Raw genomic sequence first — 21,777 nt, forward strand, 5'->3', positions numbered from 1 at the left:
CAGTGGCTGGTACCCGGTACCCCTGGAGTCGCGCCATGAGCGTCATCACCCAGCCCACGGACCTGCTGCGCACGCAGGACCCGCAGATGGCCGACGTACTGGCCGGGGAGCGGCAGCGGCAGGCCCGCACGTTGCAGATGAGCGCCGCGGAGAACTTCACCTCGACCGCCGTCCTGGCCGCGCTCGGGTCCGCGCTCGCCAACAAGTACGCGGAGGGCTATCCGGGCGCCCGGCACCACGGCGGCTGCGAGTACGCCGATCTGGCCGAGCGGACCGCCGTCGAGCGGGCCAAGGCGCTCTTCGGGGCCGAGCACGCCAATGTGCAGCCGCACTCCGGCTCCTCCGCCGTCCTCGCCGCGTACGCCGCCCTGCTGCGCCCCGGGGACACCGTGCTGGCGATGGGGCTCCCGTACGGAGGCCACCTCACCCATGGTTCGCCCGCGAACTTCTCCGGGCGGTGGTTCGACTTCGTCGGGTACGGCGTGGATGCCGAGACCGGCCTCATCGACTACCGGCAGGTGCAGCGCCTCGCCCACGCGCACCGGCCCAGGGCGATCGTGTGCGGCTCGATCTCCTACCCCCGCCACCCCGAGTACTCGGCCTTCCGGGAGATCGCCGACGAGGTCGGGGCCTACCTGATCGCGGACGCCGCCCACCCGATCGGGTTGGTGGCCGGCGGGGCGGCGCCCAGCCCCGTCCCGTACGCCGACCTCGTCTGCGCGACCACGCACAAGGTGCTGCGCGGGCCCCGCGGCGGAATGGTGCTGTGCGGCGCCGAGTACGCCGAGCGCGTCGACCGGGCGGTGTTCCCCTTCACCCAGGGCGGGGCCCAGATGCACACCATCGCCGCCAAGGCCGTGGCCTTCGGCGAGGCGGCCCGGCCGGCCTTCACCACCTACGCGCACCGGGTCGTCGCCAATGCCCGGGCGCTGGCGGGCGCGCTCCAGGAGCGCGGCTTCGCCATCACCACCGGTGGCACCGACACCCATCTGATCACCGCCGATCCGGCGGGGCTGGGCCTGGACGGCCCGACCGCACGCGGCCGGCTGGCGGCCGCCGGGATCGTGCTGGACACCTGCGCCCTCCCGTACGGGGACCAGCGGGGCGTCCGGCTGGGCACGGCCGCCGTGACCACCCAGGGGATGGGGGAGCCGGAGATGGTCCGGATCGCGGCGTTGTTCGCCGCGGCGCTGGGCGGGGATGGCGTGAAAACACGTACGGAGGTCAGTGAGCTCGCGATGGGATTTCCCCCTTACGGGGAGTAAATGGGGCAAGCAGGGCGTACCGCAACCAGGGTGCGGCCCCCTCGCGTCCTCGAAGGAGGTGACATCGCAGCTAATGTGTGGGGCTGAGATGGCCGGCGATACATCTGGGGCAGCCCGTGCGTGAATATCTGCTGACGCTTTGCGTCACGGTCGCGGTGACCTACCTGCTGACCGGGCCCGTGCGGAAGTTCGCGATCGCGGCCGGGGCCATGCCGGAGATCCGTGCCCGTGACGTGCACCGCGAGCCCACACCGAGGCTGGGCGGCATCGCCATGTTCGGCGGTCTGTGCGCGGGACTGCTGGTCGCGGACCACCTGAAGAACCTCAACGGCGTCTTCGAGCTGTCGAACGAACCACGGGCGCTGCTCTCCGGGGCCGCCCTGATCTGGCTGATCGGCGTCCTCGACGACAAGTTCGAGCTCGACGCCCTGATCAAGCTCGGCGCACAGATGATCTCCGCCGGCGTGATGGTCATGCAGGGCCTGACCATCCTGTGGATCCCCGTCCCGGGAATCGGGACGGTCCCGCTCACCCAGTGGCAGGGCAACCTGCTCACCGTGGCCCTCGTCGTGATCACCATCAACGCCGTGAACTTCGTGGACGGGCTCGACGGCCTGGCCGCGGGCATGGTCTGCATCGCGGCCGCCGCGCTCTTCCTCTACGCCTACCGGATCTGGTTCGGCTACGGCATCGAGTCGGCGGCGCCCGCCACCCTCTTCGCCGCCATCCTGATGGGCATGTGCCTGGGCTTCCTGCCGCACAACATGCACCCGGCCCGGATCTTCATGGGCGACTCCGGGTCGATGCTCATCGGCCTGGTGCTGGCCGCCTCCGCGATCTCCCTCACCGGGCAGGTGGACCCGGACGCGCTCGCCCTCTTCGCCGGTGGCGAGCGCAACGCGACGCACGCGATGCTCCCGGCCTACATCCCGCTGATCCTGCCCCTGACGGTCATCGCGATCCCGATGGCGGACCTGGTTCTGGCCATCGTCCGGCGTACGTGGAAGGGTCAGTCGCCCTTCGCGGCCGACCGCGGGCACCTGCACCACCGGCTGCTGGAACTCGGACATTCGCACAGCCGTGCGGTCCTGATCATGTACTTCTGGTCGGGGCTGATCGCCTTCGGCACGGTGGCCTACTCGGTGCATTCCGCCACGATGTGGATCGTGCTCGCGATCGCGGTGCTGAGTGCGGTGGGCCTGATCCTGCTGCTCCTGCCGCGCTTCACCCCGCGCGCCCCGCGCTGGGCGGAGGGGCTTGTTCCGCCCCGCTACCGGCATGCCGCACGCGCGGCCGAGGCCGCCGCGGAGGCGGCTGCGCGGGACGCCTCGGGGACGGAGCCGGAGCCCGCGAGGCCCATCGCCGCGGGCGTCTCGGGAGTCAACGGAGCAACCGCCGTGGGCCCCCGCTCGCGCTTCCCCGACCGGCGCAAGGCCGAATCCACCCGCTGACGTCCCGCGCCCCCGCAGGGCGGCGGGAGTCCGCCGCACGGTGGGCAGCCGCGTTCGTGGAACATGCCGTGGGCCCCGTGCGTGAGCCGGGGCCCACGGTCATGTGTGCGGTCAAGCGCGCGCGTCCGCCGTCCCCGATTGAGCACGTCCGCACTGGTGCGCATTACGGACGCCGAATGCCAATACCAGACAAGACGACGGCCTGTCGCGCACACACGCGCAGGGTCACTCTCATGTGTGACAGTCGGCACACCCAGCAGGTAAAGCTCTCATCAAATAGTTTGTGATACCGTTCACTAAACCCGGCGACAGAGCCGAAGGACCGTAGTGCGACGGTCCCTTGGCCCGAGGTTCTCTCTCGGACCGGGCTTACGCTCGTCCTGTACGAGTCCAGTGCCCCCACCACCACGCGGAGCAAACCGCCATGCGGTCAGATGACGTCCGACTCCTCCTGCAAGCCGCTGTACCCACAGCGGTAGCCGGCGCTATCGCCGCCGTGATCAGCGCGCTGGTCGTCGGCAGCAAGGGCGCAGTCGGAGCCGTTGTCGCGACGCTGGTCGTGATTCTGTTCATGGGCATCGGATTCGTCGTTCTGCAGCGCACGGCGAAATCACTTCCGCATCTCTTCCAGGCCATGGGGCTCATGCTCTATACGGCCCAGATCCTGCTGCTCTTCGTGTTTGTCGCGGCGTTCAAGAACACCACCCTGTTCAATCCCAAGGCGTTCGCGATCACGCTCGTCGCCACCACCCTGGTGTGGATCGGCGCGCAGACCCGTGCTCACATGAAGGCCAAGATTCTTTACGTCGAACCGGACTCGGTGAAGGGCGACAAGCCCGAAAATCCGGGGCCGAAGTCGTGAAGGGTAGGGCCGGGATAAGTGGGCGTTCGAGATCCTGCTATCGTCCGGTGCCAACTGCGGCACTGCGGGCGCGGGCATCTGAGCTGACGCCTGTTCCATCGCGAGGCTCGATGCCTGACTGCCGCCCCACCATCCGTTACACCAGTCCAGTGCCGAACCGCGGCTGCGCGCCGCGCCGACACAACGAGGTTGCCGTACCTATGCGCCACGCTGAAGGAGCCCTGCGGTGAGTGCTGCTGACATGACGCTCGCCTTCGAGATCAATTGTCATTTCGAAGACGGCACTGGCTGCGGCTTCCCGGGCCCGACCCTGTACTCGTTCCTGTTCAAGCCGATCTTCGGTGACGACAGCGGCCTGTACTTCAACAAGACGATGCTGCTGGCCCTGCTGGGCTCGGTCATCATCGTCGGCTTCTTCTGGGCTGCGTTCCGGAAGCCGAAGGTCGTCCCGGGCAAGCTGCAGATGGTCGCCGAGGCCGGCTACGACTTCGTGCGCCGCGGCATCGTCTACGAGACGATGGGCAAGAAGGAGGGCGAGAAGTACGTCCCCTTCATGGTCGCGACGTTCTTCTTCGTCTGGATGATGAACCTCTGGTCCATCATTCCGCTCGCCCAGTTCCCGGTGACCGCGGTCATCGCGTACCCGGCCGGTCTCGCCGCCGTCATCTACGTCATGTGGATGTCGGTGACCTTCAAGCGCCACGGCTTCGTCGGCGGCTTCAAGAACATCACCGGCTACGACAAGTCGCTCGGCGGGATCCTGCCGCTGGTCATGGTGATCGAGTTCTTCTCGAACGTCCTGGTCCGGCCCTTCACCCACGCGGTCCGACTGTTCGCGAACATGTTCGCCGGCCACACCCTGCTGCTGCTGTTCACCATCGCCAGCTGGTACCTGCTGAACGGGATCGGCATCGCCTACGCGGGCGTCTCGTTCGTCATGGTCATCGTGATGACCGCGTTCGAACTCTTCATCCAGGCTGTCCAGGCCTACGTCTTCGTGCTCCTGGCTTGCAGCTTCCTGCAGGGCGCGCTCGCCGAGCACCACTGAGCGCGACCCGCTCCAAGCAATCCCCCCAGTCGTCCGGTGGCCAACCCCCACCGGTCCGTGAAAGAGAAGGAAGAACTGGCATGTCCCAGACCCTTGCTGCCGTCACCGGTTCCCTCAGCTCCGTGGGCTACGGCCTCGCGGCCATCGGCCCCGGCGTCGGCGTCGGCATCATCTTCGGTAACGGCACCCAGGCGCTCGCCCGTCAGCCCGAAGCTGCCGGTCTGATCCGCGCCAACCAGATCCTCGGCTTCGCCTTCTGTGAGGCGCTCGCCCTCATCGGTCTGGTCATGCCGTTCGTCTACAGCTGACGAACCCCACGACTAGTCCGAATCGACGAAAGGCACTGATGTGAACCTCCTGGTTCTCGCGGCCGAGGAGCCGGGTAACCCGCTCGTCCCGCCGATCCCCGAGCTCGTCATCGGTCTGCTCGCCTTCGTCATCGTCTTCGGTTTCCTCGCGAAGAAGCTCCTCCCGAACATCAACAAGGTTCTGGAAGAGCGCCGCGAGGCCATCGAGGGCGGTATCGAGAAGGCGGAATCCGCCCAGACCGAGGCCCAGAGCGTCCTGGAGCAGTACAAGGCCCAGCTCGCCGAAGCCCGGCACGAGGCCGCGCGCCTGCGCCAGGAAGCGCTGGAGCAGGGCACTGCGCTCAAGGAAGAACTGCGCGCAGAGGGCCAGCGGCAGCGTGAGGAGATCATCGCTGCCGGCCACGCCCAGATCGCGGCCGACCGTAAGGCTGCTTCCCAGGCGCTGCGTCAGGACGTGGGCAAGCTCGCCACCGACCTGGCCGGAAAGCTCGTCGGCGAGTCCCTTGAGGACCACGCCCGGCAGAGCCGCACCATCGACCGCTTCCTCAGCGAGCTTGAGGAGAAGGCCGAGGCGGCCCGATGAACGGAGCGAGCCGCGAGGCGCTGGCCTCCGCGCGTGAGCGTCTCGACGCGCTGACGGACAACACGTCCGTCGACGCGGCGAAGCTCGCCGGTGAGCTGGCTGCCGTCACTGCGCTGCTCGACCGTGAGGTCTCGCTGCGTCGGGTCCTCACCGACCCGGCGCAGTCCGGCGAGGCCAAGGCCGAGCTGGCCGGTCGGCTGCTCGGCGGACAGGTCGGCGGGGAGACCCTCGACCTGGTGTCCGGCATGGTCCGGTCCCGCTGGTCGCAGTCCCGCGACCTGGTGGACTCGCTGGAGGAGCTGGCGGCCACCGCCGACCTCACGGCGGCCCAGCAGGGCGACGCGCTCGACAACGTCGAGGACGAGGTGTTCCGGTTCGGCCGGATCGTCTCCTCGAGCACCGAGCTGCGTTCCGCGCTGACCGACCGCGCGGCGACCGCCTCCGCCAAGAGCGAGCTGCTGCGCAGCCTGCTCGGCGGCAAGGTGAACGCCGTCACCGAGCGCCTGGTGATCCGTCTTGTCACGCACCCGCGTGGACGTAGCCTGGAAGCGGGACTCGAGTCCCTTTCCAAGCTCGCCGCCGAGCGCCGTGACCGCATGGTCGCCACTGTGACCAGCGCGGTTCCGCTCAGCGACGTGCAGAAGGCCCGTCTCGGTGCGGTGCTGGCCAAGCTGTACGGCCGCCAGATGCACCTGAACCTCGACGTGGACCCCGAGGTCCTCGGCGGGATCTCGGTGCGAGTCGGCGACGAGGTCATCGACGGCACCATCGCGGACCGCCTCGCCGAGGCGTCGCGCCGCATGGCCGGCTGACCAGCCACCAAAAGAACAAAAGCATTCCTAGCGGCCCGGTTGGGCCGTGCAGAACTTGCAGAAGATTCCTGGGGGTCGCCCCCAGACCCCTAAGAAGCTTCAGGCCCAACAAGGAGAGCAGGGAACCCAGATGGCGGAGCTCACGATCCGGCCGGAGGAGATCCGGGACGCACTGGAGAACTTTGTCCAGTCGTACCAGCCGGACGCGGCCTCGCGCGAGGAGGTCGGAACGGTCAGCGTTGCCGGCGACGGCATCGCGAAGGTGGAGGGTCTGCCCTCCGCCATGGCGAACGAGCTGCTGAAGTTCGAGGACGGCACCCTCGGTCTCGCCCTCAACCTCGAGGAGCGCGAGATCGGTGCGGTCGTCCTCGGCGAGTTCAGCGGTATCGAGGAGGGCCAGCCGGTGCAGCGCACCGGTGAGGTGCTCTCCGTCGGCGTCGGCGAGGGTTACCTCGGCCGCGTCGTCGACCCGCTCGGCAACCCGATCGACGGTCTCGGCGAGATCGCGACCGAAGGCCGACGCGCCCTCGAGCTGCAGGCCCCCGGCGTCATGGTCCGCAAGTCGGTCCACGAGCCGATGCAGACCGGCTACAAGGCCATCGACGCGATGGTCCCCGTCGGCCGCGGCCAGCGTCAGCTGATCATCGGCGACCGTCAGACGGGTAAGACCGCTCTGGCCGTCGACACGATCATCAACCAGCGCGACAACTGGCGCTCGGGCGACGTGAACAAGCAGGTTCGCTGCATCTACGTCGCCATCGGCCAGAAGGGCTCGACCATCGCGTCCGTTCGCGGCGCCCTGGAAGACGCCGGTGCGCTCGAGTACACGACGATCGTCGCCGCCCCGGCGTCCGACCCGGCCGGCTTCAAGTACCTGGCGCCGTACACCGGTTCCGCCATCGGCCAGCACTGGATGTACGCCGGCAAGCACGTCCTGATCATCTTCGACGACCTGTCGAAGCAGGCCGACGCCTACCGCGCCGTGTCGCTGCTGCTGCGCCGCCCGCCGGGCCGCGAGGCCTACCCGGGTGACGTCTTCTACCTGCACTCCCGTCTGCTGGAGCGCTGCGCGAAGCTGTCCGACGACATGGGTGCCGGTTCGATGACCGGTCTGCCGATCGTCGAGACCAAGGCGAACGACGTGTCGGCGTTCATCCCGACCAACGTCATCTCCATCACCGACGGCCAGTGCTTCCTGGAGTCCGACCTGTTCAACGCGGGCCAGCGCCCGGCGCTGAACGTCGGTATCTCGGTCTCCCGCGTCGGTGGCTCCGCCCAGCACAAGGCCATGAAGCAGGTTTCCGGCCGTCTGCGCCTGGACCTCGCCCAGTACCGTGAGCTGGAGGCGTTCGCCGCCTTCGGTTCCGACCTGGACGCCGCTTCGAAGGCTTCGCTGGAGCGCGGCAAGCGCCTGGTCGAGCTGCTGAAGCAGGGCCAGTACCAGCCGATGCCCGTCGAGGAGCAGGTCGTCTCCGTCTGGGCCGGCACCACCGGCAAGATGGACGACGTTCCGGTCGCCGACATCCGTCGCTTCGAGTCGGAGCTGCTGGAGCACCTGCGCCGCGAGCGCAAGGACCTCCTCACCTCCATCGCCGACGGCGGCAAGATGTCGGACGACACCCTGTCCTCCATCGCGGACGCCATCACCGGCTTCAAGCGGCAGTTCGAGACCTCGGACGGCAAGCTGCTGGGCGAGGACGCACCGGCCGTCAACGTCTCCAAGTGACGACGGAAGGGACCTGACTCATGGGAGCGCAGCTCCGGGTCTACAAGCGTCGCATCCGTGCCATCACGGCGACCAAGAAGATCACCAAGGCGATGGAGATGATCGCCGCCTCGCGCATCGTCAAGGCGCAGCGCAAGGTGGCGGCGTCGATGCCGTACGCGACCGAGCTCACCCGTGCGGTGACCGCGGTGGCGACCGGTTCGAACACCAAGCACGCCCTGACGACCGAGGTCGAGCAGCCGACCCGTGCCGCGATCCTGCTCATCACGAGCGACCGCGGTCTGGCCGGCGGCTACTCCTCGAACGCCATCAAGCAGGCGGAGCGGCTCACCGAGCGGCTGCGCGCTGAGGGCAAGGAGGTCGACACGTACATCGTCGGCCGCAAGGGTGTCGCCTACTTCGGGTTCCGCGAGCGCAAGGTCGCGGATTCGTGGACCGGCTTCACCGACAGCCCGGCCTACGCCGACGCCAAGCGCGTCGCCGGACCGCTGATCGAGGCCATCCAGCTGGACACGGCCGAGGGCGGCGTCGACGAGCTGCACGTCGTCTACACGGAATTCGTGTCGATGATGACGCAGAACGCGGTCGACGGCCGGATGCTGCCGCTCAGCCTCGACAAGGCAGAGGAGGAGGACGGCGCGAAGGGCGAGATCCTTCCGCTGTTCGACTTCGAGCCGTCGGCGGAGGACGTCCTCGACGCCCTTCTGCCGCGCTACGTCGAGAGCCGTATCTACAACGCACTGCTGCAGTCGGCCGCTTCCGAGCACGCCGCCCGCCGCCGCGCGATGAAGTCGGCGACCGACAACGCCGGAGACCTCATCAAGAGCCTCTCCCGGCTTGCCAACGCGGCCCGCCAGGCCGAAATCACCCAGGAAATCAGCGAGATCGTCGGTGGCGCGAGCGCCATGGCTGACGCGACCGCGGGGAGTGACAAGTAATGACGACCACTGTTGAGACGGCCGCCGCCACGGGCCGCGTCGCCCGGGTCATCGGCCCGGTCGTCGACGTGGAGTTCCCCGTCGACGCCATGCCCGAGATCTACAACGCCCTCAAGGTCCAGGTCGCCGACCCGGCCCAGGACGGCGAGCTGAAGACCCTGACCCTCGAGGTCGCGCAGCACCTGGGTGACGGCCTCGTCCGTACCATCTCGATGCAGCCGACCGACGGTCTGGTCCGCCAGGCCCCGGTGACCGACACGGGCGAGGGCATCACCGTCCCCGTCGGTGACTTCACCAAGGGCAAGGTGTTCAACACCCTCGGTGAGGTGCTGAACTACCCGGAGGAGAACGCCAACGTCACCGAGCGCTGGCCGATCCACCGCAAGGCGCCCCGCTTCGACGAGCTCGAGTCGAAGACCGAGATGTTCGAGACCGGCGTCAAGGTCATCGACCTTCTCACCCCGTACGTCAAGGGTGGAAAGATCGGTCTGTTCGGTGGTGCCGGTGTCGGCAAGACCGTTCTGATCCAGGAAATGATCTACCGCGTCGCCAACAACCACGACGGTGTGTCGGTGTTCGCGGGCGTCGGTGAGCGTACCCGTGAGGGCAACGACCTCATCGAGGAGATGGCCGACTCCGGCGTCATCGACAAGACGGCGCTCGTCTTCGGCCAGATGGACGAGCCCCCGGGCACCCGTCTGCGCGTCGCGCTTGCCGGTCTGACCATGGCGGAGTACTTCCGCGATGTGCAGAAGCAGGACGTGCTCTTCTTCATCGACAACATCTTCCGGTACACCCAGGCGGGTTCCGAGGTGTCGACCCTGCTCGGCCGTATGCCCTCCGCGGTGGGTTACCAGCCGAACCTGGCCGACGAGATGGGTCTCCTCCAGGAGCGCATCACCTCGACCCGTGGTCACTCGATCACCTCGATGCAGGCGATCTACGTCCCCGCGGACGACCTGACCGACCCGGCGCCGGCGACCACCTTCGCCCACCTCGACGCGACGACGGTTCTTTCCCGTCCGATCTCCGAGAAGGGCATCTACCCGGCCGTGGACCCGCTGGACTCGACGTCCCGCATCCTCGACCCGCGGTACATCGCGGCGGACCACTACGCCACGGCGATGCGCGTCAAGGGGATCCTGCAGAAGTACAAGGACCTCCAGGACATCATCGCGATCCTCGGTATCGACGAGCTGGGCGAGGAGGACAAGCTCGTTGTCCACCGTGCCCGTCGCGTCGAGCGCTTCCTGTCGCAGAACACCCACGTGGCGAAGCAGTTCACCGGCGTGGACGGTTCGGACGTTCCGCTCGAGGAGTCGATCACCGCGTTCAACGCGATCTGCGACGGTGACTACGACCACTTCCCCGAGCAGGCGTTCTTCCTGTGCGGTGGCATCGAGGACCTGAAGGCCAACGCCAAGGAGCTGGGCGTCTCCTGATCCGGCGCGCTCCTCACGGAGCGCATCCGGTGTCACAGGTTTCATGGAGAGGGGCGGGTGTGTCCCGTCCCTCTCCCCACGCCCATTAGAATTTGACCCAACACCCGGCCGACCCGCCGGGTGGTGACCCGAGGAGCCACCTTGGCTGCTGAGCTGCACGTCGAGCTGGTCGCGGCGGACCGCAATGTCTGGTCCGGCGAGGCCACCCTTGTTGTCGCCCGCACCACGTCCGGCGACATCGGCGTCATGCCCGGTCACCAGCCGCTTCTCGGTGTGCTGGAATCGGGCCCGGTGACCATCCGCACCAGCGAGGGCAACACTGTCGTCGCCGCGGTGCACGGCGGTTTCATCTCGTTCGCGGACAACAAGCTGTCCCTGCTGGCCGAGATCGCCGAGCTCGCGGACGAGATTGACGTCCAGCGTGCGGAGCGGGCACTGGAGCGCGCGAAGGCGGAGGCCGATGCGGCCGCCGAGCGTCGCGCTGATGTCCGGCTGCGCGCCGTAACGGGCTGAACGCCCGTCGGAGTTTGATCGCTTGAGTCCCGGTGGGCGACCGCCGGGACGCAGCAGACCTCAGCCGCGGTCCGTGCTGGAATTTTCCAGACCGGGTCGCGGCTGAGGCGATGCAGGTCCTCCCCCGGACTCCGTCTGGGAGGGGCCCCCAGTTCTCATGCGTATTCGATGTGCGAGGAGGTCGGTGAAGATGCTCCTCGCTCTGCTTGTGAGCGGCCTGGTCGTAACCCTGGTGGTGATCGGGCTGTTTGTCTTCGGGCTGCGCCGCAGACTCATCCAGCGGTCCGGCGGAACCTTCGACTGCAGCATGCGGTGGGGTGTGTCCGACGAGCCCGACATCTCCGGCAAGGGCTGGGTGTACGGGGTCGCGCGCTACAGCGGTGACCGGATCGAGTGGTTCCGGGTGTTCTCGTACTCCCCGCGCCCGCGCCGGCTGCTGGAGCGGTCCTCCATCGAGGTCGTCGCCCGCCGCGCCCCGGAGGGCGAGGAGGAGCTGGCGCTGCTCTCCGACGCCGTCGTGCTCGGCTGTCTCCACCGGGGGACCCGCCTGGAGCTGGCGATGAGCGAAGACGCGCTGACCGGTTTCCTGGCCTGGCTGGAGGCGGCGCCTCCCGGCCAGAGGGTGAATGTGGCCTGATCGGGCCGCACGCACGCCGGACGTGAAGAAGCCGGGGAGACGGGGGCGGACCCGTCTCCCCGGCTTCGGTCCTTACTGCAGCCCGGTGTGGACCGCGTTCGCGAGCTCACCGTTCGTGGTGTCGCCGCTGAACTCCCAGTAGAAGGCTCCCCGCAGGCCCTGCTGCTTGGCCCAGGTCATCTTCCCGGCGATCGTGGCGGGGGTGTCGTAGCTCCACCAGTTGCTGCCGCACTTGGCGTAGGCCGTGCCGGCGACGGTGCCGGTGGCCGGGCAGCTGTTCTTGAGCACCTTGTAGTCCTCGATGCCCTGCTCGTACGTGCCGGGCGCGGGCCCGGTGGCGGTGCCGCCGGGGGCCGCCTGGGTGACTCCGGTCCAGCCGCGGCCGTAGAAGCCGATGCCGAGGTTCAGCTTGGAGCCTGCGACGCCCTTGGCCTTGAGCTTGGCGATGGCGTCGGCCGAGTTGAAGCCGGCCTGCGGGATGCCCGCGTACGAGGTGAGCGGGGAGTGCGGGGCCGTCGGCCCCTGCGCCGCCCAGGCACCGAAGAAGTCGTACGTCATGACGTTGTAGAAGTCGACGTACTGCGCGGCGCCGCCGTAGTCGGCCGCGTCGATCTTGCCGCCGCTGGAGGCGTCGGCGGTGATGGCCGCGGTGACCAGGTTGTTCGCGCCGAACTTGGCCCGGGTCGCCTGCATCAGGTTCTTGAAGGCGGCCGCTCCGCTGGTGTCGCAGGACAGGCCGCAGGCGTTCGGGTACTCCCAGTCCAGGTCGATGCCGTCGAAGACGTCGGCCCAGCGCGGGTCCTCGACCAGGTTGTAGCAGGACTGGGCGAAGGCGGTCGGGTTGGCGGCGGCCTGCGGGAACCCGCCGGACCAGGTCCAGCCGCCGAAGGACCACAGGACCTTGATGTTCGGGTAGGCCTTCTTCAGCTTGCGCAGCTGGTTGAAGTTGCCGCGCAGGGGCTGGTCCCAGGTGTCGGCGACGCCGTCGACGCTCTGGTCGGCGGTGTAGGCCTTGTCGTAGTCGGCGTAGGCGTCACCGATGGTGCACTGGCCGTTCTGGACGTTGCCGAAGGCGTAGTTGATGTGGGTGATCTTGCCCGCGGTGCCGGAGGTGACCAGGTTCTTCACGTGGTAGTTGCGGCCGTAGACGCCCCAGTTGGTGAAGTAGCCGAGCTTGACCTTGCCGCTCGGGTCCGGGGGAATGACCCCTCCGGTCGTCGTGACCGTGGTGGAGCCGGAGGAGGGACCGGTCTGGTCGATGGTGTCGCGGGCGGTGACGCTGTAGGTGTACGTCGTGCCCTTGGTCAGGCCCGAGTCCGCGTAGCTCGTCCCGGTGACGGTGGCGATCCTGGCGGAGCCCCGGTAGACGTCGTAGTTCTTGACGCCCTTGTCGTCCGTGGCCGGGGTCCAGGTCAGGGTCAGCGAGGTGTCGGCGACGTTGCTCGCGGCGGGGGCGCCGGGAGCCGTGGGGGGAGTGTCACCGGGCTGGGTGCCGCCGTCGCAGGAGGCCCCGTTGATCCTGCAGCCGCTCGGGGCGCCGGAGCCGGCGCCGTTGAAGCCGAAGCTGGCGGTGGCCCCGGGGGCGAGGGTGCCGTTCCAGCCCAGGTTCTTCGCCGTCCAGTGGGTGCCCGAGCTCGTGACGGTGGCGTCCCAGGCGGAGGTCACCGAGGTGCCCGCCGGGTAGTCCCACTCCACGGTCCAGCTGCTGAGGGTGGTGGTGCCGGTGTTCTTCACCACCCACTTGCCCTCGAAGCCGGAGCCCCAGTCGGAGACCTTGGTGTACGTCGCCGTCGCGGAGGCGGCTGCCTGGGCCGGGCCGGCGAGTGCGACCAGGCCGGTGACGGGGAGGGCGAGCACGGCCACGATCGCCGCGACTCGACTGAAGAACCGGGTGCGCCTGGTGCGGGGTGGGGATGCTGTGCTCAAGGATCCTCCGTAGGTCCGTCGCGGCCGTGGGGCCGGCTGCGACATGGGGGTGGGACCTGCGCCGCCCGTGAGCACGCTTTGTCATGGCACGCTCACCACAGTGTTGCGGCGAGCGTAGAAAGGTCTGGACCAACCGTCAAGAGGTCCAGACCGGTGGGCGACTTCGTGCCTATATCCCCAACTCCTGCGCCAGTACAGCCGCTTGGAGGCGACTGCGCAGCTCCAGCTTGCCGAGCAGCCTGCTGACGTGCGTCTTGGCCGTCGCCTCCGCCATCTCCAGCCGCGCCGCGATCTCCGCGTTCGACAGCCCCTCGCCCAGAGCGCTCAGCACCTCCCGCTCCCGCCGGGTGAGGGAGGCCACCGCCGCGGCCCGCTCGGGCGCCGGAGCGGGCCGCGCCGGACGGGGAGCCGCGAACTCCGCGATCAGCCGTCTGGTCACCGCCGGGGAGATCAGGCCCTCGCCGCGCGCGACGGTGCGTACCGCCTCGATGAGCTCCGCCGCGTCCGCGTTCTTCAGCAGGAAGCCCGACGCCCCCGCCCGCAGCGCCCCGAAGACGTACTCGTCGAGGTCGAAGGTGGTCAGCACCAGGACATCGGCCAGGCCCTCCGCGACCACCTGTCGGGTCGCCGAGACCCCGTCCAGCCTGGGCATCTGCACGTCCATGAGGACGAGATCCGGCCGCAGCTCCCGGGCCAGGCGCACCGCCTCCTCCCCGTCGGGCGCCTCGCCCACCACCTCGATGTCGCCCGCGCTGCGCAGGATGAGCACCAGCCCGGCGCGCACCGCGCCCTGATCCTCCGCCACCACCACCCGAATGGTCATGCCTCCACCGCCTTCTCCTCCGCGGGCAGTGTCGCCCGTACCTGCCACACCGCATCGCAGCGGCCCGCCGTGAACTCCCCGCCCAGCAGTTCCGTCCGTTCCCGCATGCCGATCAGCCCGGCCCCGGAGCCCGGGGCTCGCGGGCCCGGCCGGTCGCCGTAGGGGGAGTCCACCGCCACCGTCAGCAGTCCGCCGGTGTGCTCCACGCGGACCGTGACCGTGCCCGGAGCGGCGTGCTTGAGGGCGTTGGTCAGCGACTCCTGGACGATCCGGTAGGCGGCCAGCTCCACCGGAGCCGCCGCCGGTTCCCCGGGCGGCCGCTCGTCGTGGAGTACGAAGGCCAGCCCGCTCGCCGAGCCGTTGGTCCGGGCCTGTCCGATCAGGGCGTCCAGGCCGTCCAGTGAGGGCACGGCGACCGGTTGCCGGTCGCCCCCCGCATCCCGGAGCAGCCCGATCAGACGGCGCATTTCGGCCAGCCCCTGCACGCTGTTCTCACGGATCACCCCGAGCGCGTCGCGGCTGGTCGCCGCCGTGTCGATGGACAGCGCGGCGGTGGAGTGGATGGCGATGGCGGAGAGGTGGTTGGCCACCATGTCGTGCAGCTCCCGGGCCATCCGGGCACGCTCGGCCGCCACCGCCTGGCTGCGGTCCATCTCGGCCAGCAGCGCGGTCTGCTCCGCCCGCAGCCGGGCCGCCTCGGCGGCCTCGCGGTGATTGCGCAGGGTGGCGCCGGTCAGGGCCGGGGCGAAGCTGACGATGCCGGTGATCGCGCCGATCAGCAGGGCCTGCGGGGAGCGCAGCCAGGCCAGCGAGGCGATGGTGATCACGATCGTGATCAGGCCGGTGCTGACCGGGAGGCGCCGGGCCATGGCCGGTTTTCCGTAGACCACGGCGGCGTACATCAGATCGGTGAAGATGACGACGGTGGCGAGGCAGCCGACCGTGAACTGGTCGGCGATCACCCCGAGGGTGCCGACGACGAGGGTCACCCGGGGCCTGGTGCGGCGCAGCAGCTCCATCGAGCCGAGGACCACCAGCGGCACCAGGGCCGCCCAGGCCGGCAGGGAGTTCCGGCTGGGGCTGCTGTAGACGCCGAGCGACCAGAACGCCAGGCCCGCGGCCGTGCTGACCGCCGCGAGGAGGACGTCGTCCCGGTGCGGACGCAGGTCGTGGATCTTCGTGGTCACGGTCCCATCCAACAGGGTGCGCGGCTCCTGCACCTCGGCGGAGAGACCGAGGTCCGGGTACATCGAACGATGCATGCCGACATGGTCACTGGTGACGACGCAACGGGCCCGGCCGGACGGGAGCCTTGAAGGGAACGAGGAAACCGAGCGGACGGAGAGTCCCATGATCGTCGCGCTGATCATCGCCTGTGAGATCGGCTTCTGGGTACTGCTGGCGGCCGGACTGGCCCTGCGCTACCTGGCGAAGATGCCCAGGCTGGGGGCGGCGGTCCTGCTCTGCGAGCCCCTGATGGAGCTCGTCCTGCTGGTGGTCACCACGCTCGACCTCAAGAACGGCGCCGAGCCGGACTGGAAGCACGGACTGGCCGCGCTCTACATCGGCTACACCGTGGCTTTCGGCCACTACACGGTCAAGTGGCTCGACGGGCACGCCGCGTACCGGCTGGCCGGGGGACCGAAGCCGGCGGGCGCCGGGTACGGAAGGGCGCGGTCCCTGCACGAGTGGAAGCTCTGGGTCCGTACGGTGATCGCCGCCGCCGTCGCCCTGGCCCTGCTGCAGGTGGCGATCTGGTACGTCGGCGACGCGGGCGACGTCAGCTCCCTCCAGGCCTGGCAGTTCGGCGCCCTGCGCGTGGTCGGCATCCACGCCCTGGTCGCCGCGGCGTACACGATCTGGCCGGGCAAGGCCCCGGCGGCCGCCGCCGAGGACCCCTCTTGCGTCCGGTCCGAGCGCTGACCCGGCTCGTCCCGTCAGCGCTCGCCGCCCGGCACCCACAGCACGTCCCCGACCTCCTTGTTGGCCACCCTGGCCAGAATGAACAGGAGGTCGGACAGGCGGTTCAGGTAGGTGGCGGTCAGCGGGTTCATCACCTCGCCGTGCACCTCCAGGGCCGCCCACGTCGAACGCTCGGCGCGCCGGACCACGGTGCAGGCCTGGTGCAGCAGGGCGGCGCCGGGGGTACCGCCGGGGAGGATGAAGCTGCGCAGCTTCTCCACCTGCTCCAGGAAGTGGTCGCAGTCCGCCTCCAGCTTGTCCACGTAGAACTGCTCCACGCGCAGCGGCGGGTACTCCGGGTCCGCGACCACCGGGGTGCACAGGTCGGCTCCTACGTCGAACAGGTCGTTCTGCACACGAACCAGGACCTTCACGACCTCCGCCGGCAGTCCGCCGAGCGCGATCGCCGTCCCGATGGCCGCGTTCGCCTCGTTGGCGTCGGCGTACGCGGAGATCCGCAGGTCGGTCTTGGCCGTGCGGCTCATGTCGCCCAGGGCGGTCGTGCCCTTGTCGCCGGTACGGGTGTAGATGCGCGTGAGGTTCACCATGCGGCCAGGGTAGACGGGCCCGCCGGGGAAATTCCGGGCGAGGTCGCCGCTTCGCGCGTACGGTCCGAGGGGGCCGCAGGAGCCCCGGGAACGGGGGAGTGGCCACGTGGCCGACGCGTACTACATCTGGCGGCTCGCCGAGGCCGCCCAGCAGATCGACCTCCTGGCGGGTTTCCTCGCGACGCGGCGCGAACCGGGCCCGGACCACCTCGCCGCACCGCCCGAGTGCGCCGGGGCCGGGCGGGCGGCCGTGGCCGCCGGACGCCTGGGGGACGCCCTCGAGCGCCTCGACGACCTGCGCGAGCACGCCGCCCGCTGGGCGGGGCATCCGCACCATCCGGGCGAACCGGGCGCCGCCGAGCACGACGCGCAGGTGTGGGACTACGCGAAGGACATGCTGCGCGAGGAGCGCGGGCCCGTGCCGACGTACCTCCCCACGGCGCGCGACATCCTCTGGCAGCTCCGCTTCCTGCAGCGGAGGATCTGTGCGTGCCCGCAGGCGGACGCGCAGGCCAGGGCCGACGCGCACTACCTCGCGGGCCGCGCCGCCATGGCCGTCGAGATCGGTCACCTCGGCGCCGCGCGCAGGGAGCTGAGGCGGCTGCGCGCACTGGCCGAGAAGCACGCCGGGGACGACGGCGGATGAACTGGACGCCGGGGCAGGGGTGCTGGGCCGTACCGGTGTGATGTCCGTCATCTGAGACGTGACGCGTGTTACTTCGCGGTCACACCGCACCGCCCGGGCGCTAGTCTCCGCCGGAGTGGCTACGTGACTGTGGCGTATGGAAACGAGGGGTGTGTAGTGGCTGGGAAGCTCGCCGTCATCGGTGCCGGACTCATGGGTTCCGGCATCGCGCAGGTCTCCGCTCAGGCGGGTTGGGACGTCGTACTCCGCGATGTCACCGATGCCGCGCTGACCCGCGGCACGGACGGAATCAAGGCCTCCTACGACAAGTTCGTCTCCAAGGGCAAGCTGACGGCCGAGGACGCCGAGGCCGCGCTCGCGCGCATCACCACCACCACGGACCTCGACGCGGTCTCCGACGTCGACATCGTGGTGGAGGCGGCCTTCGAGAAGATCGAGATCAAGCACGAGATCTTCCGCGCCCTGGACAAGATCGTCCGTGAGGACACGATCCTCGCCTCCAACACCTCCGCCATCCCGATCACGAAGATCGCTGCCGTGACGGAGCGTCCGGAGCGGGTCGTCGGCGCGCACTTCTTCTCGCCCGTCCCGATGATGCAGCTGTGCGAGCTCGTACGCGGCTACAAGACGAGCGACGAAACCCTCGCCACCACCCGGGCCTTCGCCGAGTCCGTCGGCAAGACCTGCATCGTCGTCAACCGCGACGTGGCCGGCTTCGTGACGACCCGTCTGATCTCCGCGCTGGTCGTCGAGGCCGCGAAGCTGTACGAGTCGGGCGTGGCCTCCGCCGAGGACATCGACATCGCCTGCAAGCTCGGCTTCGGACACGCGATGGGCCCGTTGGCCACCGCCGACCTCACCGGCGTCGACATCCTGCTGCACGCCACCAGCAACATCTACACCGAGTCCCAGGACGAGAAGTTCGCCCCCCCGGAGCTCATGCGCCGGATGGTGGACGCCGGGGACATCGGCCGCAAGAGCGGCCAGGGCTTCTACAAGCACTGAGGTCTGGCCCCGCCACGGAGCACCACCGTTCGAATGCCTTCACCCCTCAGGGTGAATTAGGTATCGGTTCGCTCACGGTCGGCAACTTCCCTGCCCGTGCGGCAGTCAGTTGCAGTGAGAGTTGCCGACCACGGACCAGTCGGACCCATACGTACGCAGTACTGCCGGGAGTACACATGCACATCAGGGGCGACCACGCCGAACTCGCTGTCGGGGGCCGCCTCGACGTGCGCAGCGCGGCGGACGCCCGTACGGTCCTCCACACCGCCCTCGACGACGGCCAGGGCGATCTCGTCCTCGACCTCACCGGGCTCGACTCCTGGGACGCCACCGGCCTCGGCGTGATCATGGGCGCGCACCGCCGGGCCGGCCGGACCGGCCGGCGCCTGGTCCTGCGCGGGGTGCCGCCGCAGATGCAGCGGCTCCTCGTGGCGACCAGGCTGCACCGGATCCTCGCGATCGAGGGCGGCCTCGAAGCCGAGTCCCTGCCCCGCGTCTGACCGGCAGCCCGCTGACCTTTGCATTTCCTGCGGAAACGTAACGGTCCGGTGGTGATCCCCGCCCTGCGGTTTCCCGCACGACCGGGCACGGTCTAGGGTTCGGGCGGAAACCGGACCAGTAGCGACAGCGGGTGCGCTCAGGCCGGGCGGTACGACGGCGAGGCGCGCGGCCCGCGATCGGGGGACTGGGTCATGGACCGTACACAGGGGCAGAGCGAGCAGCACGAGCAGCCCAAGGGCGACTCCGCGCCCGCGGCGCCGGCCGCGGCCACCACACCGGCCGCGCCCGCCGCGGCCGGGCCCGCACGGGTGGTCAGCCTGACCACGGGCGAGTTCACCCTCACCGTCAACCCGGTCGACGGCAGCGAGATCGAACCGCTGCGCCCCGGCACCGGACGGCCGGGCCGCCCCGCCAAGCGTGACGCGGCCGCCCGCGCGGTCCGAGCCGCCGCCGCACGACCGCCCGTACTGCCGGGCCCCGCCGTCCCCGCCCGGCCCCTGCTGGAGCGCGAGGAGGAGCGGGAGCGGCTGGTGCGGCTGCTGGGCCGCGGCCGTTCCGTACGGCTGACCGGGCCCTCCGGATCCGGCCGCAGCGCCCTGCTCGACGCGGTCGCCGACCGGTGCGAGGGTCTCGCACCCGACGGCGTCGTACGGCTCTCCGGCCACGGGCACCAGCAGCCCGGGGAACTGCTCCACACGCTCTATGCCACCGTGTACGAGGCCGTGCGGGAGCGGCCCGCACGAGCCGAACTCCTGGCCCGCGTCCGGGAGATAGGCGCCGTCGTCCTGCTGGACGACCTGGAGATGGGCGGGCCTGCCCTCGACGAGCTGCTGCGCGCCACCCCCGAATGCGCCTACCTGCTGGCCGCGACCCCCGACACCCGGGCCCCCTCCGACGACTCGCACATCGAGGAGGTCTTCCTCGGCGGGCTCGGCAAGGCCGACTGCGTGCAGCTCCTGGAGGCGGGCCTCGGACGTCCGCTGACGGACGAGGAGACCGCCTGGGCGGGCGACCTGCGCTTCGCCTCCGAAGGGCTTCCGCTTCGCTTCGTCCAGGCCGCCGCGCTGCTGCGCCAGCGGGACGAGCTCAACCACAGCGACGAGGACGACGAGGAGGAGGAGCCCGGCGTCTTCGAGGAGCGCCCGCGCGACGCCGTGCACGTGCCGCTGCCGACGCTGGCCGAGGCCGCGGCCCCTGCCGAGCTGCTGGCCTCGCGGGTCAGCGAGTCCGCGCGCGCCGCCCTGCGGATCGCGTGCGCGCTGGGCGGGGAACTGCCGCACCACGCGCACCTGCCGGCACTGGTGGGGGACACCCACGCCGACACGGCCGTGGCGGAACTGCTCGCCTGCGGGCTGCTGACGCCCGTCGGAACGCGCTACCGGCTCGCCCCCGGCGTCGCGCGCCAGCTGGAGGAGGTCGGGTACGGGGACACCGCGTCCGAGGAGGCCCGTACGGCCGCACGGCACTACGCCTGGTGGACCGGGCACGCCTCGGTGGTCCCGGAGCGGGTCGCGGCGGAGGCGGACGCGGTGCTCGCGGCGCTGGCCGGTGCGGACGTGGTCGCGGCGGTGCTGCTGGCGCGGACCGCGGCCCCGGCGTTCGCCGCCTCGCTGCACTGGGAGGCCTGGGAGCGGGTGCTGCGCTCGGGGGCGGAGGCCGCGCGCAAGGCCGGAGAGGTCGCCGAGCAGGCGTACTTCCACCACGAACTCGGCGTGCTGGCCCTGTGCGAGGAGCGCCTGGACCGCGCGCGGGCCGAGCTGGAGACCTCGATCGGGCTGCGGGGCGCGCTGGCGGACAAGCGGGGCACGGTCGCCGGCCGGCGGGCACTGGCCCTGGTCGTCGACCGGGAGACCGCGGGCGCGGCGTCGCCGCCGCTGCGGCTGGAGGCACCGGCCGCCCTGGCGGCCGCCTCGGAGGCCGTGACGGCGGCCACCCCGGCTGCCCCGGCCGTTTCGACCACCAAGGCCACCAAGGCCACCAAGGCCGATCCGGCCGCCCGGGCGGCCTCCGAGGCGCCCACGGCCCGCGTGGCCCCGGTCGCTGCCGTCGGACCGGCGACCGCTGCGTCTCCGGTGGGCCGGGTTTCCGCCGAGGCGGTGACCCGTATGACTCCGGTCGTGCCGGTGACCGCCCGCTCGCAGACCCCCACCACGCTGTCCGAGGTCTTCGAGGACGCCTTCCCGCTGGATCCGAAGCCCGCCGCGCCCGCCGCCCCCCGGCCGGCCGCCGCGCAGGCCCCGGTCCCCGGCCGCCGCCGGCGGGTGCTGCTGGCCGGCGCGGGCGCGCTGACGGTGGTGGCCCTGGGCACGGTCGTGAGCCTGGCGGTCAGTTCCTCCGACACCTCGCCGCCGGCGCAGGGACCGGCGGTGTCCTCCACTCCGACGGCCACGGTGCCCATGACGGCCCCGAGCACCAGCGGGAACGATCCTGCACCGGAGCCGCCCGTATCGGCCCCGCCGTCGCAGGCCGCGGTTCCCGGCCAGAGCGTCGCCCCGGCCCCGGGCCGCACGCCCGTCCGGACCCCGTCGCGCCGTCCGTCCGCGACCACGCCCGGCTCCACGCCGCCGTCGCCCGTCTCGCCCCCGCCGACGAGCGCGAACCCCTCTCCCACCCCGACGGAGACCGCCGTACCGTCGCCGACGGCCACCCAGGCGGTCACGGCCACGGCCACCTCACCGGTCACCGGCCGCTGAACGAAGAACGGCTCCGTCCCTGGGGGCGGAGCCGTTGCCCGGAGGCGCCGTTGACCACGAGCGCCGATGGACCGGAAGAACAGAAGGA

At 70.3% G+C, this 21,777-nt stretch carries 21 protein-coding genes; 17 read left to right on the forward strand and 4 right to left on the reverse strand.

Features of this window, described 5'->3' with window-relative positions:
• Nucleotides 1-35 precede the first annotated feature (35 nt).
• From glyA to OG444_RS26235, 12 genes are all read left to right on the forward strand, one after another.
• Nucleotides 36-1,265, forward strand: a complete 1,230-nt coding sequence (glyA, locus tag OG444_RS26180) for a serine hydroxymethyltransferase (protein WP_327264465.1) — start codon at nt 36-38, stop codon at nt 1,263-1,265.
• A 116-nt stretch (nt 1,266-1,381) separates the two neighbouring features.
• A complete protein-coding gene (locus OG444_RS26185) occupies nt 1,382-2,716 on the forward strand; it encodes an MraY family glycosyltransferase (RefSeq protein ID WP_327264466.1) in 1,335 nt (444 codons plus the stop codon).
• A gap of 424 nt (nt 2,717-3,140) precedes the next feature.
• A complete protein-coding gene (locus tag OG444_RS26190; protein ID WP_030386956.1) occupies nt 3,141-3,578 on the forward strand; it encodes a hypothetical protein in 438 nt (145 codons plus the stop codon).
• A 241-nt stretch (nt 3,579-3,819) separates the two neighbouring features.
• Complete coding sequence (gene atpB, locus OG444_RS26195; protein WP_327266934.1) at nt 3,820-4,626, forward strand: F0F1 ATP synthase subunit A; 807 nt, start codon at nt 3,820-3,822, stop codon at nt 4,624-4,626.
• Between the two features lie 80 nt (nt 4,627-4,706).
• Complete coding sequence (atpE, locus tag OG444_RS26200; RefSeq protein ID WP_030386954.1) at nt 4,707-4,934, forward strand: ATP synthase F0 subunit C; 228 nt, start codon at nt 4,707-4,709, stop codon at nt 4,932-4,934.
• Nucleotides 4,935-4,974: 40 nt separating this feature from the next.
• Nucleotides 4,975-5,517, forward strand: coding sequence for a F0F1 ATP synthase subunit B (locus OG444_RS26205; RefSeq protein ID WP_053705305.1), 543 nt, complete (start codon nt 4,975-4,977; stop codon nt 5,515-5,517).
• Nucleotides 5,514-6,329, forward strand: a complete 816-nt coding sequence (locus tag OG444_RS26210; protein WP_327264467.1) for a F0F1 ATP synthase subunit delta — start codon at nt 5,514-5,516, stop codon at nt 6,327-6,329. Before OG444_RS26205 ends, OG444_RS26210 begins: the two co-directional genes overlap by 4 nt.
• 130 nt (nt 6,330-6,459) lie before the next feature.
• The gene (atpA, locus tag OG444_RS26215; RefSeq protein WP_327264468.1) at nt 6,460-8,055 is read left to right on the forward strand and encodes a F0F1 ATP synthase subunit alpha; all 1,596 of its coding nucleotides are present in this window, start codon (nt 6,460-6,462) and stop codon (nt 8,053-8,055) included.
• 20 nt (nt 8,056-8,075) lie between these two features.
• Nucleotides 8,076-8,993, forward strand: a complete 918-nt coding sequence (locus OG444_RS26220; RefSeq protein WP_327264469.1) for a F0F1 ATP synthase subunit gamma — start codon at nt 8,076-8,078, stop codon at nt 8,991-8,993.
• Nucleotides 8,993-10,435: a F0F1 ATP synthase subunit beta gene (atpD, locus tag OG444_RS26225; protein ID WP_327264470.1), complete on the forward strand. Its 1,443-nt coding sequence runs from the start codon at nt 8,993-8,995 to the stop codon at nt 10,433-10,435. Before OG444_RS26220 ends, atpD begins: the two co-directional genes overlap by 1 nt.
• Before the next feature lie 141 nt (nt 10,436-10,576).
• On the forward strand, nt 10,577-10,948 hold the full coding sequence (locus OG444_RS26230; RefSeq protein WP_150259378.1) for a F0F1 ATP synthase subunit epsilon: 372 nt from the start codon (nt 10,577-10,579) through the stop codon (nt 10,946-10,948).
• 190 nt (nt 10,949-11,138) lie between these two features.
• Nucleotides 11,139-11,585 (forward strand): DUF2550 domain-containing protein, encoded by a 447-nt coding sequence (locus OG444_RS26235; protein WP_327264471.1) that lies wholly within the window; start codon nt 11,139-11,141, stop codon nt 11,583-11,585.
• Nucleotides 11,586-11,657: 72 nt separating this feature from the next.
• On the opposite strand, the gene OG444_RS26240 is transcribed toward OG444_RS26235, so the two are convergent.
• The 3 genes from OG444_RS26240 to OG444_RS26250 all read right to left on the reverse strand — a co-directional run bounded on the left by OG444_RS26240 (nt 11,658) and on the right by OG444_RS26250 (nt 15,533).
• The gene (locus OG444_RS26240; RefSeq protein ID WP_327264472.1) at nt 11,658-13,556 is read right to left on the reverse strand and encodes a glycosyl hydrolase family 18 protein; all 1,899 of its coding nucleotides are present in this window, start codon (nt 13,554-13,556) and stop codon (nt 11,658-11,660) included.
• Between the two features lie 124 nt (nt 13,557-13,680).
• Nucleotides 13,681-14,334 (reverse strand): response regulator transcription factor, encoded by a 654-nt coding sequence (locus OG444_RS26245; RefSeq protein WP_327264473.1) that lies wholly within the window; start codon nt 14,332-14,334, stop codon nt 13,681-13,683.
• Nucleotides 14,331-15,533 carry a sensor histidine kinase gene (locus OG444_RS26250; protein WP_405792841.1) on the reverse strand — a complete coding sequence of 401 codons (1,203 nt, stop codon included), beginning with the start codon at nt 15,531-15,533 and terminating at the stop codon, nt 14,331-14,333. The genes OG444_RS26245 and OG444_RS26250 overlap by 4 nt, the downstream gene beginning before the upstream one ends.
• Before the next feature lie 151 nt (nt 15,534-15,684).
• Between OG444_RS26250 and OG444_RS26255 the strand changes: the two genes are divergently transcribed.
• Nucleotides 15,685-16,257, forward strand: a complete 573-nt coding sequence (locus OG444_RS26255; protein ID WP_327264474.1) for a hypothetical protein — start codon at nt 15,685-15,687, stop codon at nt 16,255-16,257.
• Between the two features lie 14 nt (nt 16,258-16,271).
• Here the strand turns inward: OG444_RS26255 and OG444_RS26260 are convergent, their stop codons facing one another.
• Complete coding sequence (locus OG444_RS26260) at nt 16,272-16,844, reverse strand: cob(I)yrinic acid a,c-diamide adenosyltransferase (RefSeq protein WP_327264475.1); 573 nt, start codon at nt 16,842-16,844, stop codon at nt 16,272-16,274.
• A 106-nt stretch (nt 16,845-16,950) separates the two neighbouring features.
• Here OG444_RS26260 and OG444_RS26265 point away from each other — a divergent pair, with 106 nt between their 5' ends.
• The 4 genes from OG444_RS26265 to OG444_RS26280 all read left to right on the forward strand — a co-directional run bounded on the left by OG444_RS26265 (nt 16,951) and on the right by OG444_RS26280 (nt 21,689).
• Nucleotides 16,951-17,490: a hypothetical protein gene (locus OG444_RS26265; RefSeq protein ID WP_327264476.1), complete on the forward strand. Its 540-nt coding sequence runs from the start codon at nt 16,951-16,953 to the stop codon at nt 17,488-17,490.
• Between the two features lie 156 nt (nt 17,491-17,646).
• Nucleotides 17,647-18,495 (forward strand): 3-hydroxyacyl-CoA dehydrogenase family protein, encoded by an 849-nt coding sequence (locus tag OG444_RS26270; RefSeq protein ID WP_327264477.1) that lies wholly within the window; start codon nt 17,647-17,649, stop codon nt 18,493-18,495.
• Nucleotides 18,496-18,671: 176 nt separating this feature from the next.
• Nucleotides 18,672-18,995 carry an STAS domain-containing protein gene (locus tag OG444_RS26275; RefSeq protein ID WP_031148287.1) on the forward strand — a complete coding sequence of 108 codons (324 nt, stop codon included), beginning with the start codon at nt 18,672-18,674 and terminating at the stop codon, nt 18,993-18,995.
• Nucleotides 18,996-19,187: 192 nt separating this feature from the next.
• Complete coding sequence (locus OG444_RS26280; protein WP_327264478.1) at nt 19,188-21,689, forward strand: ATP-binding protein; 2,502 nt, start codon at nt 19,188-19,190, stop codon at nt 21,687-21,689.
• Nucleotides 21,690-21,777: the final 88 nt, after the last annotated feature.

The organism is Streptomyces sp. NBC_01232 (assembly GCF_035989885.1).
GTDB lineage: Bacteria > Actinomycetota > Actinomycetes > Streptomycetales > Streptomycetaceae > Streptomyces.

Bases quoted from the DNA above. Each gene is read 5' to 3' on its own strand.
- OG444_RS26190 (WP_030386956.1), top strand. From the start codon at position 3,141: ATGCGGTCAGATGACGTCCGACTCCTCCTGCAAGCCGCTGTACCCACA.
- OG444_RS26235 (WP_327264471.1), top strand. From the start codon at position 11,139: ATGCTCCTCGCTCTGCTTGTGAGCGGCCTGGTCGTAACCCTGGTGGTG.
- OG444_RS26245 (WP_327264473.1), bottom strand. From the start codon at position 14,334: ATGACCATTCGGGTGGTGGTGGCGGAGGATCAGGGCGCGGTGCGCGCC.
- atpA (WP_327264468.1), top strand. From the start codon at position 6,460: ATGGCGGAGCTCACGATCCGGCCGGAGGAGATCCGGGACGCACTGGAG.
- atpD (WP_327264470.1), top strand. From the start codon at position 8,993: ATGACGACCACTGTTGAGACGGCCGCCGCCACGGGCCGCGTCGCCCGG.
- OG444_RS26240 (WP_327264472.1), bottom strand. From the start codon at position 13,556: ATGTCGCAGCCGGCCCCACGGCCGCGACGGACCTACGGAGGATCCTTG.
- OG444_RS26260 (WP_327264475.1), bottom strand. From the start codon at position 16,844: ATGGTGAACCTCACGCGCATCTACACCCGTACCGGCGACAAGGGCACG.
- OG444_RS26220 (WP_327264469.1), top strand. From the start codon at position 8,076: ATGGGAGCGCAGCTCCGGGTCTACAAGCGTCGCATCCGTGCCATCACG.
- OG444_RS26210 (WP_327264467.1), top strand. From the start codon at position 5,514: ATGAACGGAGCGAGCCGCGAGGCGCTGGCCTCCGCGCGTGAGCGTCTC.
- OG444_RS26255 (WP_327264474.1), top strand. From the start codon at position 15,685: ATGATCGTCGCGCTGATCATCGCCTGTGAGATCGGCTTCTGGGTACTG.
- glyA (WP_327264465.1), top strand. From the start codon at position 36: ATGAGCGTCATCACCCAGCCCACGGACCTGCTGCGCACGCAGGACCCG.
- OG444_RS26275 (WP_031148287.1), top strand. From the start codon at position 18,672: ATGCACATCAGGGGCGACCACGCCGAACTCGCTGTCGGGGGCCGCCTC.
- atpE (WP_030386954.1), top strand. From the start codon at position 4,707: ATGTCCCAGACCCTTGCTGCCGTCACCGGTTCCCTCAGCTCCGTGGGC.
- atpB (WP_327266934.1), top strand. From the start codon at position 3,820: ATGACGCTCGCCTTCGAGATCAATTGTCATTTCGAAGACGGCACTGGC.
- OG444_RS26280 (WP_327264478.1), top strand. From the start codon at position 19,188: ATGGACCGTACACAGGGGCAGAGCGAGCAGCACGAGCAGCCCAAGGGC.